A 15,586-nucleotide genomic window follows, 5' to 3' on the forward strand; every position below is an offset into this window, starting at 1 on the left:
TCGTCCTCGCTGAGTGAAGCCGGGATCAGAAAATCACCGGCACATTGGCCGGCTGGCCGTTGTCCGTGTTGCGCTGGGCGTCCCCGTCCGGCGCGTGGAAGCAATCCAGCCGCGGCTGGTTGCGGTAGCGGGCGTTGGCCTGCTGCGGCGTGGGCGGCGGCTGGTCCAGGCCCACGGTCTGCATGTCCAGCACATAGGCGCGGCCGGCCAGCGCGTGGTCCAGCCCGCGCCGCACCGCGGCGCGCACCGCCTCCGGATGCGCCACCACCTCGCCCTCCATGCCGCCAAAGGCCTTGGCCAGGGCGACGAAGTCCGGCTTGGGCCGGTGGATGCGCAGGTATTCCGGATCCTGGGTGCGCGCATGCCAACCGTAGCCGGCCGCGTCGCCGTACATCGCCTCCACTTGTTGCAGCCCCATTTGCAGGGTGTGGTACTCGTGGTTGTTGGTGATGATGTAGAGCACGCCCAGCTGGCGGTGCTGCGCGGTCCACCAGGTTTGCGGGTAGAACAGCGAGGAGCCGTCCCCGGTGGCCGCCACCACGAAACGGGTGTCTATGCCCTGGCAGCTTTGCTCCTCCAGCTTGATGCCCAGGGTGGCGGGCATGGACCAGCCCAAGGAGCCGCCGCCCACGCAGTAGTAGCTGATCGGCGCGGCGGCCTCTTCGGTGAAGGGCAGCAGGTATTGGAAAGGCGCCGGATCCGACACCGCTTCGTGCACATAGACGAATTGCTTTTCCAGCTGGCGTTCGCTGATCTCCAGGCGCAAGGCGTCGGCGATCACCACCGCCCAGATTTCTTGCTGTTGCATCGCCTCGCGCAGATAGACGTCCCATTGCACGCGCCGCGCTTCGGCTTTTTGCCGCAACAGCTCATTGCGTTGACGCGCGGCCGCCGACGGCTGATCGCCGATCTCCCGGTTCAGCAGCGGCAAAGTGGCCTTGATGTCGCCGAACAAGGCGCACTCGCCGTAGTAGTTCTTGCCGATGTCCCAACTGTTGTTGCTCAGGTAAACCTGACGCACCGAGGGCGGAATCAAGGGGCCGTCGCTGTACTTGAACACGGTGACCTGGGCCTGATTGCTGAAACCGCACAAAAAGGCGACGTCATGACCGGCGAAAACCTTCTGCAGATCTTTTTGCCCGCCGGGCAGCTCGCCCTGCCAGTGGTAATCTCCATTGGGGAAGTTGGCCAGGCTGCTGAAGGTTTGCAGCGACACCGGCGCGCCGATCAACTCCGCCAGCGCCTGCAATTCCGGCCAGGCCTCCGCGTAGCCCGCGGCGTCGCCCACCACGATCAGCGGGTTGACCGCCTCGCGCAGCATGGCGGCCGCTTGGCGGATGGCGTCGGCGTCCGCGGTGAAGTGCGGGGAGATGCGGGTAATGCCGGGCAGGCGGTCGCCGTCGCCGATGCGCCTCATGGTGAACTCCCAGGGAATCGCAACGAATACCGGGCCGTTGGGCGGCGCCATCGCCTCCTTGAAGGCGCGCTGCAACACCATGGGCAGTTCTTGCTCGGTGCGCACCTCATGCGCCCACTTGGTGTATTGCCGCGCCAGATCCACCAGGTTGGAGGCCAGCAAAGGCTCTTGGGTGACCAGCTCGTTCTGCTGCTGGCAACACAGAATCACCAGCGGCGCCTGAGAACGCCAGGCGTTGAACAGATTGCCGATGCCGTGGGCGATGCCCGGGGTGACGTGCACCACCACCACGCCGGGCTTGCCGGTCATCCGCGCCGATCCCATCGCCGCGCCCATGGCGATGTTCTCGTGCAGGCACTCGATGTACTCCACCTGGTTTTCCGGGTAGGACGTACCGTCGATGATGGGAATCTCATTGGTGCCGGGCACGCCGAAAATGCGATGAATGCCCAACTCGCTCAATGCGTCGAACACATAGTCCCGGGCCCAGCGTTGCCCGCCGTTGCGTTGTTGACTATCCATACCGTCCCACCCCTCTTCATAAGTTGTCGTCGTTATGTGAGTGGTAATCCAGGCGGGAGGAAATTCAATCCGGATATTTTCTGTGTCGAAAACACCAATGCGAATTGGCGCTAAGACGAACGGCGCGCCCGCTTCCGACAAACAAGGCTTGCGCCGCCGCGGCAAGGTCTCGCCGCCCCATATCCACCCCCGTCCAAAAGGACAGCAAGATCATGTACGGCCAGCCGCCGGCATTGACTTTGCATGCCAGCCAAATTAAGGACTTTCCGCGTCAAGCCCTGATGGGCTAAGGGTTTCTACTAGGGACATCGGCTGCGGATGCGCTCCGGCGCTTGTGCTAACATGGAGCGTTCCTGTCGCATCGGCCAGGCTCCAAGCACGCCGCCTTTCGGGGAGGCGCCCACCGCCTGCCTCGCCCCAAATCATGCGCAATGGATAGAGCCGCCGGCCATGGCGGCGCCAAAATGATAAATAAGCATCCGAGACTGCCAACACAATGAACAAGACCAATACCGTTGACCATCTGCCGGTCTCACAGCGCATCCGCAGCCGCCTGCAGCAAGCCGGCGTCCGTTTTCACGCCAACGACAATATCGCCGCCCACATCGAAGACGGCGAGCTGGATCAGCTGCAAACCGAGGTTCAGGAAAAACTGAAAGCCGTGCTGGAAAGCCTGGTCATCGACACCGAACACGACCACAACACCCAGGACACCGCCAAGCGCGTGGCCAAGATGTTCATCAGGGAAGTCTTCCGCGGCCGCTATGTGGCGATGCCGGCCAGCACCGAGTTTCCCAATGTGGAAAAGCTCAACGAATTGATGATCGTGGGCCCGATCACGGTGCGCAGCGCCTGCTCCCACCACCTGTGCCCCATCATCGGCCGCGTTTGGGTGGGCGTGATGCCCAATGAACACTCCAACCTGATCGGCCTGTCCAAATACGCGCGGCTGATAGATTGGGTGATGACCCGCCCGCAAATCCAGGAAGAAGCGGTGTCGCAGATCGCCGACCTGCTGATGAAGAAGCTGCAGCCGGATGGTCTGGCCATCGTGATGGAGGCGGACCACTTCTGCATGCACTGGCGCGGCGTGAAGGACAGCAACAGCAAGATGACCAATAGCGTGATGCGCGGCTCCTTCCTCAGCGACGCCAATCTGCGCCGCGAATTCCTGTCCTTGATGCATAAATAAGCCCCTTGCCGCCGGCAAGGCGGCGCGCAGCAACTAAGATGAAACGAGGCCGCGCCGGTCTGGCGCGGCCTCTTTGCATCCAAGGGGCACATCATGCTGGTACGCCTGACTTACTGCAGCCGCGCGCACAAATCCATAGACAGCGATCTGGTGGACGACATCATGATCGCCGCGCGCAAATACAATCCGGCCCAGGGCATCACCGGAGTGCTGTGCTACAGCAAGGACGTATTCGTTCAATCGCTGGAGGGCGGCCGCGCCGAGGTCAACCTGCTGTACCAGAAACTGGCCCACGACCCGCGCCATCAATGTCTGACGCTGCTGGAATACCAGGAAGTGGAGCAACGCCGCTTCGCCAACTGGAGCATGGCGGAGGTGATGATGGAAAAACTCAACACCTCGCTGCTGCTGCGCTATTCCGCCCAGGCTCGGCTGGACCCGTTCAACCTGCCCGGCGCCAGCACCGCCTTATTGCTGGAGGCGCTGGCCGAAGCCGGCAGCACCCAGATCCGCCACTGAGAACCTGTTCACGATCTTTTGTCTGTGCTTTGAAACACGGTTTGCTGCACAGGAGGCCGCGTATCCGACGCGCCCCGGGTCCCGTCAAGCCTGCCGTCGGGTGGCAGGTCCGAGGTCTTAAGCGGCTGCCTGTTCGAGCAGCGCGACGGTAGCGCGCTGCGAGTTCAGCCGCGCCTCGGACTTGACGGGAACCGGCGGGAAGCCGCAGGCCAGGCTTGCAGGGTGGCCTTTAGGGGTGGAGGGGATATTTGGCCAAGCAAATATCTCCTCCCTGCACGCCGGGCAGCCCCGGCAATGAAAATCATCATCCGCGCAGCGGATTCCATGTCTTGGAGCCATCACTCGGAAAGATCGTGAACAGGCTCTAAGCAGCGGTTTACGCTCTGCTCCGCTTCTCTAAGCCGCGCCCGCCGCCTGCGCGCGCAAGCCGGCGCTCGACTCCTGCAACACATAGGCGACGGCGATGCACAGCAGCGACAAGCCGGCGAGCGCCAGCCAGAATTGGCCGGCATGGCCGTAATCCGCCATCCAGCGGTAAACCGCGACGCCCATGCCCCCGCCCAGCGACTCCCCAAGCGCGGTGCTGATGGACAGCACGCTGTAAGCTACCGCCCGGCTTTCCTGGCCGATCAAGGACAGCAGCAACACGTCCATGCTGGGCGCGAACATCATCTCGGCGAAGGTGAACACCAGCACGAAAGCCAGCGCGCCGATATAGCCCGGGAGAATGAAGGGCATGATGAAGGCCAACGCGAAGGTGGCGTAGGAGGAACGGACAATGCCCAGCGGCTTGCCGCCGCTCCAGCGGTGGGCCAGATGGGTGACCAAGAGCTGAAGCGCGATCACCAGCAAGGCGTTCAAGGTGTACAGCCAGCCAAGCTTGCCCGGCTGGGCCAGCGTTTCCGAGACATAGAGCGCGAGCACATTGAACAACTGGCCGTACAGCAGCCAGCAAAAGAAATTGATCAGCAGAAAGGGAGGGATGCCGGGCACATAGAGCAACTTCCAATAGGCTAGAAACGACGGCGCGCCGCCGCCAGGGCGTTTCATGCCCAGCCTGCCGAAGTTCAGGAAGGTCACCACCCCGGCCACGCAGTAGGAGACGGCGATGCCGATCAACACCAGCTGGTACTGCCCCTTGGCCGCCAGGTACAGGGCCAGCGGCGCCGCCGCCGCCGCCGCGATATTAATGCCGATATAGGTGATGGAGAACAGCTTGGCGCGGTTCTCCATCATATCGCTGGTCGCCGCGGCCAGTTGCTTGCTCGCCAGCGCGTTGATGGAAATGCCGGTGCCGGACAGGGCCAGCGCACAGGCGGTCAAATACACGTCCTTGGCCGAATACAGCAACATGAAACCGGCCGCGGCCATGACGCAGCCAATCAAGACGGACTTCGTCGCCGCCATCCGGTCCAGCCAGGGCGCCAGCGGTATCTTCGCCGCCTTGGTCGTCAAGGTGAACAGGATGACCAGCATGGCGATCTGTTCCGCGCGGAACCCGGCCTTGTTGAGCGTGACCACCAGGGTGGAGACCAGGCCGTAGTAGCCCAGATAGGTCATGATGTAATGCGCGGTGATGTACAACACGCTGCGCCGGACCGGATGTGAGTTCATGCTTGCCTGTCTTTAGACCCGCTAACAAAACCCCTGATCCTGCGTTGCGCCTCCTTGTCGTACGACTTGTACTGCCTGCGTCGGCGCGCCTTGGCTCAGGTTCTCTGCGAGGTGTTGTTAGCGGCTCTTATTCGAGTTGATCCAAGAAACGGTTCAAAGTCCGCCCTGCTCCACGCTAAGCGGCGCCCATTCCACCCGCACCGCGTCGCGCGCGGCCTCCGCGTTGGTGACGGCTTGCTCTATCGTGTCGCCCACGCACAGCGCGTAGCCCTGGCGGGAGTTGGACGATGTAAGCGTCTCGCAGCGCAGGCCGGCGTGCAGCTGACACTCCACCCGGACCACGCCCTGGGCGCTTTTCGCCTGCTCAATGCCGCTCACGCTCAGAATGCGGGCGTTCTCGTAGGAGAAGAAACGGATGGCGGCGGCCTTGGCCGCGGGCTTGCGCGCTGGCCGCGGCAGATCGGTGAGCGCCGCCATGGTTTCGCCGGTGAGATTGACGCCGCTGACCAGCTCGCACATTTCCCAGATTTGATCGCCGCCTATCCGGGTTTGCGATTCTATGATCCTGGGCCCGGACGGCGTCAGGCGGATCTCGGTGTGTGCGGGCCCGGTTTTCTGGCCGATGACGTCCAGAAAACGGCTGACCAAGGTCTTGACCCCCGCCTGCTGTGCCTCGTCCAGCCGCGCCGGCACCTGGTGGCCCAGCTCGATGAAGCGCGGCAGCGCCGTGACTTCCTTCTCGGTGATCATCGCGATCTCATGCCGGCCGTTGATGGACAGCGACTCCACGCTGTACTCCGGGCCGTGTAAAAACTCCTCGGCCAGAACCGGCCCGTCCATCACCGCGCGGGAGCCGTTCCAGCGTTCCTCCAGATGCGCGTCCTCATCCACGAAGAACACGCCCTCGCTCAGGCCGCCGGCAAACGGCTTCAGCACCATCGCCTCGCCATTGAGCGAGTGGAAAAAGCTTCTCGCGTCGTCCAGGTTTTGACATACCTGGTATCGCACCGGGCTCAGGCCGTGGCGGCCCAGCAGCTCGCGCATCTTGATTTTGTCGCGCGTGTTCAGCACCGCTTCCAGATTGTCTCCGGCGACGCCGAGCTCGATCGCGCATTGCGACGCCGGATGCAGGCCGTATTCGGTGAAGGACACCACCGCGTCGAACGGGTCCTTGGCGTGCCAGGCGCGCGCCAGCAGCAACACCTCTTCCATGTCTTCGTAATCCATCACCGCGTAACGGGCGGCCGCGCTGTACTGCCGCTCATTGACGCGCTCCGGGATCTGCATCATCGAATAGCGGGCGCCCAATTGCTCCAGCCTATCCAGCGTGTGGTTCAATCCCCCGACAACCAATACATGCGCTTGCTTCATTTATTCTCTCCTGATGGGTGTCCCAAACCGCGGGACGAAAGCCGGATCATGGACGCAGTTTCGACAAATCGATGCCCATGCGCTTGGCCCAGACCCGGTTGCGCATCATCACCACATTGAACAGTTCGGGATGGGTGAGCTTGACCTCTTCCGGATTGAGGGCGAGCGCCAGCAGCTCCGCCATCCGTTGCCGGATGTGGGTTTGCAGATTGGCCTGGTCCAGGCACTTCCGACCCAGGCCGATGGAATTGCTCAGCAATTTGATGCGGTGGAACCACAGCGCCGGCAGATAGAGCACGTCGCCGGGCGTCAGCGTGCATTGCATCAACTGGGCGGCGGGATCGTCGGCCAGCGCTTGCAGATCGGCGTCCCCCGTCTCCGTTTCCCGCAACATCCCCTGCGGCCCCATGACGGTCCAGTGCTTTTCCCCCACCAGCTGCACATGCATGACGTCTATGGTGTAGGAGTCCTGATGCAGCCGGGTGACGCCGCCGCGCTGGCCCAGCCAGAGCTGGTGATTGGTGGAGATCACCTCGCCGTACAGATCGCGGCGGAAATCGTATTGGGCGATGTCCAGTTCCGGCATGTCCTCGGCCAGTTCGGGGCAGGAGGCCTGGTAATACCATTCCTGCAGATAGATGGGCGTCGTCTCCGGCCCCTCGTTGCGCATCAGCATGTCGACGAACTCGGCGAAGCTGGCCTGGGCGGAACGCTGGCTGCTATAGCTGTTGACCACCACCGGCGTTGCGCCGCAGCGCCGGGCCAGATGCTCGAAACTCCAATGGCGCACCGCCGGCCAGTCGGCGGCGTAGCCTTCCAGAATCACCGGCCGCTGCTGGTGGCGGTATTCGCGGTCGAACACCTCCTTGCTCAGACCCCGGCGGCGCTCGATGCCCGGCGCCCGGCGCAAGGCCTCAGCGACGGGGCCGTCGGAGAAAGCGTTTTCAACGATCTGCAAGCTGGCGACATCGCGCCGCTTCAGGATATTCGCTTCGATCAGAACGGGAGCGTTTTGCATGGATTCCTCCAATAGACTTAGAGCCGCTAACAAAACCTCGCAGAGAACCTGAGCCAAGGCGCGCCGACGCGGGCAGTACAAGTCGTACGACAAGGAGGCGCAACGCGGGATCAGGGGTTTTGTTAGTGGGTCTTATTGGCGGGCGCGCGCCCGCAGAATGGTGTCCCTTATCGTCGTCAGCACTTGCGGCCGCAAAGCGTCCTGATGCGGCAGCCAGCGATGGATGAAATGCTCGCAGTCGTCCAGCCAGACAATATGCTTGCTGCGGGCGTTCATGGCCGCGACCAGATAGCCGTCCAGCGTCTCGGCGGGCACCACCGCGTCCTTGCCGGCGCCTATGATCAGCAAATCGCCGCTGAATTCGCGCAGGCCGGCATAGGCCGGGGAGTCCGGATAGGGGCCGGGACGGGCCAGGCCGCCGTCGAAACGGGATTCGGCGGCGTCGGCCGGATAGCTTGCCGGGCAGAACAGCACCAGGCAGGCGGGCTTCAGCACCGGCGCGACCCAGGCGGCGAGATGGCCGCCCATGCTGGTGCCGATCAGGGTCAACGGCTCGCGCTTGTCCAGATGTTCGGCGGCGGCCAGCGTTTCCTCGTAACGACGCCGCAGGCAGGCCTCTTCCAGCGCCCCGCTGCTGTCGCCGTTGCCGGAAAATTCAAAGCACACCGAGCCCAGTCCGTGCCCGGCCAGGTGGTCCAACACATAGCGTATGGTGTGCCGGTTCGCGGTCTGGCCCAGCCCGTGCAGGGTGAGGATGCTGCTTGCCGCGCCGGCGTCCGGCTGCACGCGGGTGGCGGCCAGCCATTGCTCGCCGGCGCTAAAGACAAAGTCTTCCGTTTTCATCGGCGGGCTCACGGACATGTCGGGGGCGTCCATCTTGATGCCGGCCCGGCCGCTCAACGGCTTGCCGCGGCGGCCAGCGTCGGGAAGCGTTCGGCGCGGACCCGCTCCCATTCCTGGCGCAGCACGCTGTAATAGATCACATCGCGGCGACGGCCGCCGGGCATGAAGTTGAAGCTGCGCAGCACGCCTTCCTCCGTCGCGCCGATGCCGGCCAGGCCCGCGCGCGCGCCGGCGTTCAACACGTCGGTCTTGAACTCCACGCGCTCGCATTCCAGCGCTTCAAACGCGTGCTTGAGCAGTTCGAACTTGACCGCGCGGTTGATGCCGGTGCGCCGCGCGTCCCGGCACAGCCAGGACCAGCCTATCTCCAGGCGGCGCTCGCCCTCGGCGAGATTGCCGTAAGCGGTGCTGCCGACGATGCGGTCCGTTTGGCGGTCGATGATGGCGAACACGATGCGGCTGCCGTTAAGGGTGTCCTGTATCGCCTGCTCGAGGAAGCGGCCCAGATCGTCCGGCGTCTGGATGCGAGCGACGAAATACTCCCAAATGGCGGGCTCGAACACGATGCGCTCAAACGCCGCGTAATCGCCGATCTGAATCCGGCGCAAACGCACGCGTTCGTTTTCCAGGGTGAGGTCCTTCAAATTACGCCAAGTCATTTATCGCTCCTTGCATAGGTTTAAGCGGGCCGTGTATCAGAAAGAGGGCTGCGGCGCCCGGCCATCCCGCACATACGCCGCGTCCGCCGAAAACGCTTCCGGCGTCCGCGCGTGGCGCGCATAGATGTCGTCCAGCTGCGCCATGTAACGCTGATGAATCATTTTGCGCTTGGGCTTGAATTGAGAAGTCAGCAGGCCGTTCTCGATGGAAAACGGCTCGTCGACAATGAGCGCCGCCAGGATGCGCGCCTCCTGGAACGCTTCCTCGTTCAGCGCCCGGATATGCCGGCGCAAGGCCTCGGCGTCCGCCCCGGCCAGCGCCGGGGACAGGATGGCCGTAATAAAGGGCTTGCCGGTGCCGTACAGCACGCATTCGTGCACGTCCGGATGCCGGCGCAAGCCCTCCTCCATCGGCCTCGCCAGCACGTTGCGGCCGCTGGCCATGGTCAAGACGTCGTCCACGCGGCCGTGGATGTACAGGAAACCGTCCTCGTCCACATGGCCCAAGTCCCAAGTCTTGACCTCGGCGCTGGGCAGGAAGCTTTTTTCGCTGACGCCGGGATCGCACCAGGTATAGCGGCAGTTGACCGGATGACGGCTGGCCACGATCAAGACGCCGTCCTGGTCGAAACGGATGGATTTGTTCGGCAGCACCTTGCCCACGCTGCCCAGGCGGAAGGCGCCGGGGTGGTTCTTGGCGACGATGCAGGCCTCGTTGCTGCCGTATCCCTCGTACAAGGGCACGCCGGCATGGTTGAAAAATTCGAGCACCGTCCGGCTGGCCGGGGCGGAGCCGGTCCACAGATAACGGACGCGCCCGCCGAGCGCGTCCTGGATCTGCGCGCCGCGGGAGGCCGGATCACCGTCCCCGTGCCGCTGCGACAGGCTGGCGCGCAAGGCTTCGTAAAAGCCCGGCACGCCCATGACGACGGTGGGCTGGCAGGCCTTGGCCATGTCCAGCGCCTGATCCAGATCGGAAAGCGTGAGGTCGTGTCCAAACGCCAGCGCCGAATAGATCCAGTAGCGCTGCTGCAGCAAGGCCAGCCGCAGGAACACCAGCAGATTGTCGCCGTCCCCATGCCCGAACATCGCCTGCACTTCATTGATGGAACTGTTGACGCTGGCGACGGTGGCTTCCAGACCCTTGGGCGCGCCGGTGCTGCCCGAGGTGAACTTGATCGCCAGCACGTCGGCCGGGTCGTAGCCGGCGTGCAAGGGCCGCTCCGTCGCGTCCGCCTCGGCGTGTTCGGCCCAGGCATACACTTCGGCGATGTCGAAAACCGCGCCCGAGCGGTCCACGCCCTCGGCGAACAAAGCTTTCAAGCCGTAGAGGTCCACGATGCGCGCCGGCTCGAAGCGCCCGGCCTCGAAGCCCGCGGTCACCGCCCCCAGTTTCAGGACGGCCAGATCCAGCAGCACGAATTCGATCCGGTTGCGGGACAAAACGCCCACCCGGTCGCGCGGGCGCAAGCCCAGCGCTTGCAAGCGCCGGGCCACGCGCGCCGCCTTGCGGTCCAGCTCGGCCAGCGTCCAGGCGCGCACCGCGCCGTCTTGCGGGAAGCGGATGACATGTCGCTCGTCATCGCATCCGCGCAGCGCGATGGCGTTGACCAGATCGACGTCCGGGCCGCGCGGCGCTTGAGACATCATCTCACTCATGACCGCCCTTCCTCCTCCGCGCCCGCCCGGCGCAGCGGCGTGAAGAAACGCTGCTCCGCCAAGTTCAAAGGCGTGCCCGGCGGCGACAGCTCCACGCTTTCCGGCCAGACGTCGACGCGCTCCATGCCCAAGGCTCGGCCCAGGCGCTGGGCGAAGCGCGGCATCAAGGGGCCGGCGGCCTGAGCCAATAGACGGGCCGTGGCCAGCTCCAGCGCGATCGCGGTCCGGTACTCGTCGCGCAGCGCTGGATTCCGACGGATGCGCTCGTTCGATTTGGCGAAGCGCAACGCGCCGGCCACCAGCCCGTCCAGCTCTTCCACCACGCGGTTGAGCGTGAAACCGTCTGCGCCGTAATGGGTGCTCAGGCTGGTCAGCCGATTGCTCAGCGCGTCGAAATAGGCGGTGTGAGCGGCGGTCCAATTGCCGGCGTCGGGCGCGCGCTGCTGGAAATCCTGCCGCAAGCGCTCGCCCAGGCCGCTCAGCCAGGCCTGCCACTGGCCCAAGAGCGTCCGCTCCACGCACGCATGGAAGTCGTCCAGCGTGAAATTGGTCCGCTCCTGCTCGCCGCGCGTGCGCGCCAGGTAATAGCGCACCGCGTCCACGCTGTCAGGGCTCAGGATGTCCTTGCCCCATACCGCGTGCCGGCGGCTGGTGGAGAACTTCAGGCCCTCGAGCAGGTAGAACTCGTTCTCGTTGTAGTCGATATCGCATTGCCAGTCCGGAAAGGCCATCCGGTACAAGGCCGGATAGAGGATGGAGTGGTAATAGCTGTTGTCGTAGCCGAAAAAGTGGACGATCTTCCAGTCCGGCTGCGGCCGGTCGGCTTGCCAGGGCTTGCCCAGCCGGCCGCCCAGTTCCGCGATGCCGTACAGGAAGCCGTACGCCATTTCCGGCCACACCCAGATCACCTGCTCGCCCTCGACCTCCTCCGCCGGCGGCACGCCCCACTGCGCCGGATGGGTGATGGGCACCCAATAGTCCTTGCGCGCCAGCACCCGCTCCGCCAATTGCTGCAAGCGCGGCGACACCTTGCTCAGGCGCTGATGCTGTTCCACCGCGTCCTTGAAGGCGGATAGATTGATCATGTAGCGGCGGATGGCGCCGGTAACCGGCGTCGCGTCCGACAGCCGCGAGCGCGGCGCGTCCAGGTCCACGCAGTTGTTCGGCTCGCCGCACTCCTCGCAGATATTGCCGCCGCAGGGCGAGCCGCAGCTCGGACACTTGGCGGAAACGTCCACCTCGTACAGATAGTCGCCGGTTTCGGCGTCGAACAGCGCCGCGTCGGAACGCAGCTGCGCGCCGCCCCGCACCAGGCGCGAGAAGAAATCGCGCAGGCCGGCCGCGTAAGCCGGGTCGCGGGTGGTGACGGTGTATTGATCCAGGTGGATGTCCATCAGGTCCAGCGTGGACTTGATCGCCGCCGAGTAATGGCTGGCCACCTGCTGAGGGCTGCTGTTTTCCTGACGGGCGCGGCCCACTACATAGCTCTGGTAATCGTCGCTGCCGGTGAGGTGATAGGCCTCGTGTCCGTTGGCGCGCAGGAAGCGCACATAGACATCGGCGCCCAGATAGGGGCCGGACAGATGGCCCAGGTGCAAGTCGCCGTTGGGCGTGGGCGGCGTGGAAAACACGAACACAGGACGCCCCTTCAAACGCGCGGCGCCGTTGTCTTGCGCGGCGGCCTCGCGTTTGGCCGCGTCCCGCCAGTAGAAGTCGCAGAAGCGCAGCGGCTGCTCGCCGGTATTGCGCAACACGTGTTTTTCAAACGGTTTGAACAGCACCAGGCTGCCGGCGCGCACCGGCTGGGAGCGGCCGTCGGCGTCGATGACGCCTTCGCCGCTCAGAATCAGAAAGGCTTCCAGCTCGTCGTGCTTGTGCGGCTGGCTTTCCCCGCCGGGCTCGACGACGCCGTAGGCCAGCCGCACCTGCTCCTGCTCGCCCAGGCCGGCGATGGAAGCCATCTCGATGCCGAAAGCCGGCGCCAGCTGCGCTTCGTTCAATTCTATGATGTGCATGATCGGCTACCCCTTGGTGAGAGTGTGGTTGAGCAGGGCGACGGCTTCCGCGGCAACGCCGGGCGCCAGGCGATAACCGGAGCCGTTGCACGCTCCGACGAACAGAATGCGTCGATGCCGGCCGAGGTATTGCGCCAGCGGCTCGCGGCTTGGGCTGTAGGCGTCGCAGAACACCCTACCCGAGCCCGCCAGCGACGCCAGCTCCAGCGCAACGTCCTTCAACGCCTCGCGCGCCTCCGCGATCTCGCGGGCCTCCACCCTGGCCTGCCGGCACTGCTCCGGCGACACGTCCCATTGCTGGCAGGTGTAGCTGAACAGCCAATGCCCGCGGTGCGGCAGCGGCGCCAGAAAAGCGTCCTCGGCGGGGAAGAACAGCGCGGCCCCCTCCTCCGCCGGCCGCTGAATATGCAGGGCCACCACTTTCTTGACGCGGACGCCTAGCCCGGCGGTCAGCCCGCTCCAGCAGCCCTCGTTGACCCACGGCCCGGGGGCCAGCACCACGGCGTCGGCGGCCAGCTCCCGGCCGCTGGACAGGGTCAGGCGAACGCCGTCGGCGCTCTCGTCCAGCGCCTCGGCCCCGACGCCCTCCAACACCTCGGCGCGATCGCGCAGACGCTGCGCGTACCATAAGGCCAGCCCCTGCACATCCGTCACATGACAGTCCGGCATCCGCCACAGCTCGCGGCCGGCCGGCAGATCCGGCGCGACGCGCGACTTTTCCTCCGCCGACAAGGGCAGCAGGCCGGCGCAGCGGGCGCGGACCTCCTCGGCGTCGGCCGCGCCGGCCGCGACGAAAAAGTCGAAGCCGTGCATGGGCAGCTGCGGATGGCGGGCGCGCAAGGTCTGGTAGTAATCCGCGCTGGCCGCGCTCAGTTGGCGCACGCGCTCGGAGCGCCCCACCGGGAAATGGACGCCGGCGGAATACATCGACGCTCCCGCGCCGACCAAACCGCGGTCCACCAGGGTGAGCCGGGCCCGCGGCTCGCGCTCCAGCAGGCGCGCGGCTATCGTGCAGCCGAGAATGCCACCGCCGACGACGATGATGCGAGGCGCCATCATGCCCATTCCCTCTTGCTCTTGCGCTCGGCCGCGAACGTCGAGGCCAGCGGCGCCCAGGACACGAAGGCGGCGTCGACGTTGTCGACGCGCGGCGCGTCCAGCATGCGGTTGATGACAATCTGGCTGCGCCACGCGGTCAGGCTGAGGTTGGGATCGGCCAAGCCGCGCTGCTGGCGGATGGCGTTCAGAATGAACAAGCTGCGATTGCGCGGCAGCTTGCCCAGCGCCGCGTAATCGCGGTCGACGGCGATTTCCTCGCCCTCGCGCTCCAGGCGCTCCCGCAGCGGCTGCAGAAAGGGCGTGGGCGCCGGCTTGAATCCGCTGGCCCAGATCACCACGTCCGCTTCCAGCGTTTCCGACGCGTTGGCGCCCAAATGGCTGGCGGCAATGGACCAGCGCTCGCCGTTCCGACCGATGGCGCGCACCTCGCGGAAGGGCAGCAAGCTGATGTCGATAGGCGCGCGTTCGATGAAGCGCAGCGAATAGATCTGTTGGTAAAGGCTGCGCAAGGTGCATTCGGAAATGCCGTCGCTGCTGAGCAGATTGCGCTTGATGAAGGCGCTGCGGAATATCTCGTCCTGCTCGTAAAAGTAGTTGGAATGAGTAGGCGTATACAGGTCGTTGGTGAACGGGGAATCGTCGAGCGGGAAGTAGTTCTCCCGGCGCGACAACCAGCTCAGCGCGGCCGGCGCCTGGCCGCCGCCTCGGCGCAGCAAATCCAGCACCACCTCGGCGCCGGACTGTCCGCCGCCTATCACCAACACGCGCTTGCCCGCCGCGACGCCAGCCTTGGCGGCGAAATCGCTAATGTGGAAATGCGTGACCTCGTCGAGACAGGAACGCGCGAAGTCCGGCACCTCCGGCACAATGCCGACGCCGACGACCACATTGTCGCCCTGCACCCTTCGCTTCGTGGTCTGCACCACGAAGGCGGCGCCGTCGAAATCCACCTCCAGCACCCGTTCGCCAAAGCAGATATTGCCGTTGCTCTCCGCCGCCCATTTCAAATAGTCGCGGAATTCCAATCGCGACACCTGATCGAATCGCGCATTGAGAAACTGCAGCAATCTACCGTGCTGATGCAGATAGGAAACAAAGGAAAAGCGGTTGGTCGGGTCCGCCAGCGTGACCAGATCCTTGAACAGGGAGACCTGCAGCCCCGCGCCTGGAATCATCATGCCGTCGTGCCAGGTGAACGCCGCTTTCTGTTCGAAGAAGATGCTCTTGATGTCGTGCTGGCCATGCAAGAGCGAAGCCACGCTCAGATTGGACGGCCCGCTGCCGATGCCGATGCAGTGGTATTTCATGGTGTATTGGCACTCGAAGTGTATGCAAGACAAAAGGAGCCGCGATGAACTGCGCGTCGCAGCAGCGGAAAACCCAACCGGCACTCTCATTCGCAATCAACAACAACCGCAAAACCGCCAAAACATCGCCGGGGGCGAAACACCGCCCGCTCCGGCATGAACATCCGCTGTTTCGTCCAGACCAGTACTAAAGACCAGGCCGTATCCCGTTGTAGAAACGCCCCAGGCGTCGTTTCGTCTCCACGCTCGCCCAACTCCATGCCGCTACGCCGCCATGGACAGCCGCGCCGAAAACCCCCGTCTTCCGTGGCTGGGAGGCCGAATTCCGCAAGCCGTATCGATCGATATATTCCAATGTCATTCAAGTTATCACATGACTTTTGTCATGTCA

12 protein-coding genes are annotated in these 15,586 nt (G+C 64.5%); 2 read left to right on the forward strand and 10 right to left on the reverse strand.

Features of this window, described 5'->3' with window-relative positions; all coding sequences use genetic code 11:
- Positions 1 to 25: 25 nt before the first annotated feature.
- Positions 26 to 1,939, reverse strand: coding sequence for a thiamine pyrophosphate-binding protein (locus tag B0T39_RS14065; RefSeq protein WP_081547642.1), 1,914 nt, complete (start codon positions 1,937 to 1,939; stop codon positions 26 to 28).
- A 496-nt stretch (positions 1,940 to 2,435) separates the two neighbouring features.
- On the opposite strand from B0T39_RS14065, the gene folE reads away from it, so the two are divergent.
- Complete coding sequence (gene folE / locus B0T39_RS14070; protein WP_081547644.1) at positions 2,436 to 3,131, forward strand: GTP cyclohydrolase I; 696 nt, start codon at positions 2,436 to 2,438, stop codon at positions 3,129 to 3,131.
- A 93-nt stretch (positions 3,132 to 3,224) separates the two neighbouring features.
- Positions 3,225 to 3,650 (forward strand): BLUF domain-containing protein, encoded by a 426-nt coding sequence (locus B0T39_RS14075; RefSeq protein ID WP_081547646.1) that lies wholly within the window; start codon positions 3,225 to 3,227, stop codon positions 3,648 to 3,650.
- A gap of 396 nt (positions 3,651 to 4,046) precedes the next feature.
- On the opposite strand, the gene B0T39_RS14080 is transcribed toward B0T39_RS14075, so the two are convergent.
- The 9 genes from B0T39_RS14080 to B0T39_RS14120 all read right to left on the reverse strand — a co-directional run bounded on the left by B0T39_RS14080 (position 4,047) and on the right by B0T39_RS14120 (position 15,195).
- Positions 4,047 to 5,264 (reverse strand): MFS transporter, encoded by a 1,218-nt coding sequence (locus B0T39_RS14080; RefSeq protein ID WP_081547648.1) that lies wholly within the window; start codon positions 5,262 to 5,264, stop codon positions 4,047 to 4,049.
- A gap of 153 nt (positions 5,265 to 5,417) precedes the next feature.
- On the reverse strand, positions 5,418 to 6,635 hold the full coding sequence (locus tag B0T39_RS14085) for an ATP-grasp domain-containing protein (protein WP_081547650.1): 1,218 nt from the start codon (positions 6,633 to 6,635) through the stop codon (positions 5,418 to 5,420).
- A gap of 46 nt (positions 6,636 to 6,681) precedes the next feature.
- Complete coding sequence (locus B0T39_RS14090) at positions 6,682 to 7,653, reverse strand: cupin-like domain-containing protein (RefSeq protein WP_081547652.1); 972 nt, start codon at positions 7,651 to 7,653, stop codon at positions 6,682 to 6,684.
- Positions 7,654 to 7,785: 132 nt separating this feature from the next.
- Positions 7,786 to 8,514 carry an alpha/beta hydrolase gene (locus B0T39_RS14095; RefSeq protein WP_176219554.1) on the reverse strand — a complete coding sequence of 243 codons (729 nt, stop codon included), beginning with the start codon at positions 8,512 to 8,514 and terminating at the stop codon, positions 7,786 to 7,788.
- 35 nt (positions 8,515 to 8,549) lie between these two features.
- Positions 8,550 to 9,155 carry a GNAT family N-acetyltransferase gene (locus tag B0T39_RS14100; RefSeq protein ID WP_081547656.1) on the reverse strand — a complete coding sequence of 202 codons (606 nt, stop codon included), beginning with the start codon at positions 9,153 to 9,155 and terminating at the stop codon, positions 8,550 to 8,552.
- Positions 9,156 to 9,191: 36 nt separating this feature from the next.
- A complete protein-coding gene (locus tag B0T39_RS14105; protein WP_081547658.1) occupies positions 9,192 to 10,814 on the reverse strand; it encodes an AMP-binding protein in 1,623 nt (540 codons plus the stop codon).
- The gene (locus tag B0T39_RS14110) at positions 10,811 to 12,829 is read right to left on the reverse strand and encodes a class I tRNA ligase family protein (RefSeq protein WP_081547660.1); all 2,019 of its coding nucleotides are present in this window, start codon (positions 12,827 to 12,829) and stop codon (positions 10,811 to 10,813) included. Before B0T39_RS14110 ends, B0T39_RS14105 begins: the two co-directional genes overlap by 4 nt.
- Before the next feature lie 6 nt (positions 12,830 to 12,835).
- Positions 12,836 to 13,888 carry an NAD(P)/FAD-dependent oxidoreductase gene (locus B0T39_RS14115; protein ID WP_176219555.1) on the reverse strand — a complete coding sequence of 351 codons (1,053 nt, stop codon included), beginning with the start codon at positions 13,886 to 13,888 and terminating at the stop codon, positions 12,836 to 12,838.
- On the reverse strand, positions 13,885 to 15,195 hold the full coding sequence (locus B0T39_RS14120) for a lysine N(6)-hydroxylase/L-ornithine N(5)-oxygenase family protein (RefSeq protein WP_081547664.1): 1,311 nt from the start codon (positions 15,193 to 15,195) through the stop codon (positions 13,885 to 13,887). The genes B0T39_RS14115 and B0T39_RS14120 overlap by 4 nt, the downstream gene beginning before the upstream one ends.
- Positions 15,196 to 15,586: the final 391 nt, after the last annotated feature.

Source organism: Chromobacterium haemolyticum (assembly GCF_002081825.1).
Taxonomy (GTDB): domain Bacteria; phylum Pseudomonadota; class Gammaproteobacteria; order Burkholderiales; family Chromobacteriaceae; genus Chromobacterium; species Chromobacterium fluminis.

Coding starts and splice junctions, on each gene's coding strand:
- B0T39_RS14120 (WP_081547664.1), bottom strand. CDS start 15,195: ATGAAATACCACTGCATCGGCATCGGCAGCGGGCCGTCCAATCTGAGC.
- B0T39_RS14085 (WP_081547650.1), bottom strand. CDS start 6,635: ATGAAGCAAGCGCATGTATTGGTTGTCGGGGGATTGAACCACACGCTG.
- B0T39_RS14100 (WP_081547656.1), bottom strand. CDS start 9,155: ATGACTTGGCGTAATTTGAAGGACCTCACCCTGGAAAACGAACGCGTG.
- B0T39_RS14065 (WP_081547642.1), bottom strand. CDS start 1,939: ATGGATAGTCAACAACGCAACGGCGGGCAACGCTGGGCCCGGGACTAT.
- B0T39_RS14080 (WP_081547648.1), bottom strand. CDS start 5,264: ATGAACTCACATCCGGTCCGGCGCAGCGTGTTGTACATCACCGCGCAT.
- B0T39_RS14095 (WP_176219554.1), bottom strand. CDS start 8,514: ATGTCCGTGAGCCCGCCGATGAAAACGGAAGACTTTGTCTTTAGCGCC.
- B0T39_RS14105 (WP_081547658.1), bottom strand. CDS start 10,814: ATGAGTGAGATGATGTCTCAAGCGCCGCGCGGCCCGGACGTCGATCTG.
- folE (WP_081547644.1), top strand. CDS start 2,436: ATGAACAAGACCAATACCGTTGACCATCTGCCGGTCTCACAGCGCATC.
- B0T39_RS14075 (WP_081547646.1), top strand. CDS start 3,225: ATGCTGGTACGCCTGACTTACTGCAGCCGCGCGCACAAATCCATAGAC.
- B0T39_RS14090 (WP_081547652.1), bottom strand. CDS start 7,653: ATGCAAAACGCTCCCGTTCTGATCGAAGCGAATATCCTGAAGCGGCGC.
- B0T39_RS14115 (WP_176219555.1), bottom strand. CDS start 13,888: ATGATGGCGCCTCGCATCATCGTCGTCGGCGGTGGCATTCTCGGCTGC.
- B0T39_RS14110 (WP_081547660.1), bottom strand. CDS start 12,829: ATGCACATCATAGAATTGAACGAAGCGCAGCTGGCGCCGGCTTTCGGC.